Genomic DNA, 3,007 nt, shown 5'->3' on the forward strand with positions numbered 1-3,007 from the left:
TCGGAAAACGTGCTCGCCGCATCCAATGCCGGCGTACCGGTGATTCTCAACGACGACTCCAATGCCGGTCTCGCCTACAAGGATACGGTTGCCCGCATCCTCGGTCGCGAGCTTCCGCTACGTTTCGTCGAGCCGGTCAAGAAGGGCTTCCTCAAGCGCGTCTTCGGAGGTTGAGCATGGGTATTCTCGATTTCCTGAAGCGCAAACCCGAAGCGACTGCGGGCGTAGCCAAGGAGCGACTGCGCATCATCGTGGCCCAGGAGCGCTCCACGCGCGGCGGTCCCGACTACCTGCCGCTGCTGCGTAACGAGCTGCTCGAAGTCATCCGCAAGTACGTCAATGTCGACGTCGATGCCGTGAACGTCACGCTCGACCGCGACAGCGGTCACGAGGTGCTCGAACTCTCGGTCGCCCTTCCCGACGGCAAGCCCGCCACCTCGGCATGAACGTATCCGATCCCGCCGACGCGGTCCTCCGCGTCGGCGCCATCGGCTTCGACGAACCGCGCGTCCTGCTCGCCCGCTACGGCCTGATGCTCATCGAGGTCGCGGATGGCGACGCCATTCCCGGCAGTTTCTGGGGCGACACCGAGGCCGGCATCATCGGCACGACGGTCTACGCCCGTGCCGATACGCCCGTGCACTCGCTACTGCACGAGGCCTGCCACCTCATCGTGCTTCCCGAAGACAAGCGTGCCCTGGTGCATACCGACGCCACGGACTCCATCGAGGAAGAAGACGCAACCTGCTACCTGCAGATCGTCCTCGCCGGGCAATTGCCGTCCGTCGGTTCCACACGCCTGATGGAAGACATGGACCGCTGGGGTTACACCTACCGACTGGGTTCAACGCGTGCGTGGTTCGAGCAGGATGCACCGGAAGCGCAAGCGTTCCTGCGCGAGCGCGGCTTGCCAACGCGTTCCTTGTAGGAGCCGATTCATCGGCGATCCCGCGGCAGCGGGCAAGACCGTCGCAAGCTCTCAATCGCCGATGAACCGGCTCCTGCCAGGCGAGGGCTGCCGTCAACCCGACTAACCCGGCTCGTTGCGCTCGATCTGCGACACGACGCTCGAAGCGGCGCCAGCCTGCGTGCGAGCGAGGCGACGGCGCTCCAGCGTGGCGTAACAGATCCACGCGGCCAGGCCGATCAGGCACATGCATGTGGTGCCGATGGCGAGGGCGAGCATGCTGCCGGACAGCGCCGGCGAGAGTACGCCGGCGACGACGGCCGTGAACATCAGGCTGCCGAAGGCCTGGACGGACGACACCCCACCGCGCTGCTCGGGGAAGCGATCGAGCAGGAGCAGGGTCAGGGTCGGAAAGGCCAGTTGTACGCCACAGCCATAGAGAGCCAGTGGCAGGGTGGACCACGGCACGCGTGGATGGTCCAGCGTCAGCGCGAGGATCAGGTTCAGGGCACACGACGACAGCATGGCCGCGTAACCCCAGTTCACCGTGCGCGCCGCACTCGCCCGCCCGGCCACGCGGCCGGAAACGAAGGCACCGAAGACCATGCCGCTGACGACCGGGACAAACAACCAGGGGAAGCCATCGGCGCCCAGATGGAGCAGGTCACGGATCAGCTGCGGCGCCGACGCGATGTAAAGGAACAGACCAGCGAAGTTGATCGAACTGGCGATCGCCAGCGGCCAGAACGGCAGGTCGCGAAGAATCGTCAGGTAGCCGTGCAACAAGGGCCGCGGTCGGAACACCGTGCGCTTTTCCTTCGGATGCGATTCGACCAGCAGGCGCGCCACACTCACCGTGAGCGCCACAGTGAAGGCAGCCAGGGCCCAGAAGATGCCCCGCCAGCCATCGATGCCGAGCAACCACGCGCCGATGATCGGGGCGATGGCCGGCGCCACGCCGAAGATCATCATTACCTTCGACATCATCCGCTGGGCCTCTTCGCCCTGCATGGTGTCGCGCACGACGGCACGCCCGATGACGATGCCCGCGCCGCCGCACATGCCCTGGACGATGCGGCAGCCAAGCAGGAAGCCGAACGTCGGTGCCATCGCCGCGCCCACCGAGGCGACGGCATAGATGGCCATGCCGGTCACGATGACCGGCTTACGCCCGTAGGCATCCGACAGGGCGCCGTGAAACAGGCTCATCACGGCATAGGCAAGCAGATACACGCTGAGCAGCTGCTGCAAGGCCACTTCGCCCACGCCGAAGTCGCGCCCGATATCCGGAAAGCCCGGAAAAATGGCGTCGATCGAGAACGGCCCGATCATGGACAGGGCCGCCAGCAGGAACGGCAGGTAGCGCCGCAGGTCGCGGGTCGCGGAGGTCATGGACCTTCAAGGCGGTGGCAAGGGGACTGAGCGAGTATAGCTTCAAGGTTTCGGTCCATAATCGTGCCATCGAACTACGCAGGAGTTGCCGTGGGTTACACCGGTTTTCTTGCCGTCGGCATCGGCGGCGCACTCGGTTGCTGGTTGCGCTGGGGGCTGGCCATCATGTTCAACCCGCTCTTCCCGAACCTCCCGCTCGGCACGCTGGCGGCCAATCTTGCCGGCGCCCTGCTCATGGGCGTCACGCTGGGCGTGTTCGACCACTTCACTGCCTTGCCGATGGAAGCGCGGCTGCTTGTCGCCACCGGATTCCTCGGCGGCCTTACGACCTTTTCGACCTTCTCGGCCGAGGCCACCGGCTTGCTCCTTCGCGAGCAGTACGGCTGGTTCGCCGCGCATATCGGGTCAAACCTGGTCGGCTCCATCGCCATGACGATTGCCGGCCTCTTCATTACACGCGGAGTACTGAAGCACTTTTAAGCGCCACGCCGCGCGGGGCGGCGAGAGGATCACCAGGGATCACATCGATGAGCCACGATTCTTCTTCTCTCAAGGCACGGGCGCAGGCCCTGCTGGAACAGGCCGGCATCACCCTCGGCGGAAACCGGCCCACCGACCTCGTCGTGCATGACGAGCGCACCTATCCCCGCGTATTCGCGCACGGCTCGCTAGGCCTGGGCGAGGCCTATATGGAMGGCTGGTGGGACG

At 65.4% G+C, this 3,007-nt stretch carries 4 protein-coding genes and 1 pseudogene; 4 read left to right on the forward strand and 1 reads right to left on the reverse strand.

All coding sequences use genetic code 11. From position 1 onward, the window contains the following. The first annotated feature begins 176 nt into the window (after positions 1-176). A complete protein-coding gene (gene minE, locus AC1DT2_RS19460) occupies positions 177-446 on the forward strand; it encodes a cell division topological specificity factor MinE (protein WP_063571637.1) in 270 nt (89 codons plus the stop codon). Continuing rightward, positions 443-928 (forward strand): hypothetical protein, encoded by a 486-nt coding sequence (locus tag AC1DT2_RS19465; RefSeq protein ID WP_213950037.1) that lies wholly within the window; start codon positions 443-445, stop codon positions 926-928. The genes minE and AC1DT2_RS19465 overlap by 4 nt, the downstream gene beginning before the upstream one ends. A 102-nt stretch (positions 929-1,030) precedes the next feature. Here the strand turns inward: AC1DT2_RS19465 and AC1DT2_RS19470 are convergent, their stop codons facing one another. After that, positions 1,031-2,299: a multidrug effflux MFS transporter gene (locus AC1DT2_RS19470; RefSeq protein WP_063571639.1), complete on the reverse strand. Its 1,269-nt coding sequence runs from the start codon at positions 2,297-2,299 to the stop codon at positions 1,031-1,033. Between the two features lie 90 nt (positions 2,300-2,389). Between AC1DT2_RS19470 and crcB the strand changes: the two genes are divergently transcribed. Then, entirely contained in the window at positions 2,390-2,779 is a 390-nt protein-coding gene (crcB, locus tag AC1DT2_RS19475) for a fluoride efflux transporter CrcB (protein ID WP_063571640.1), read from the forward strand. Between the two features lie 47 nt (positions 2,780-2,826). Continuing rightward, positions 2,827-3,007: pseudogene (locus AC1DT2_RS19480) on the forward strand (cyclopropane-fatty-acyl-phospholipid synthase); the annotation flags it as partial.

This window comes from Luteibacter sp. P4_E6, assembly GCF_056401535.1.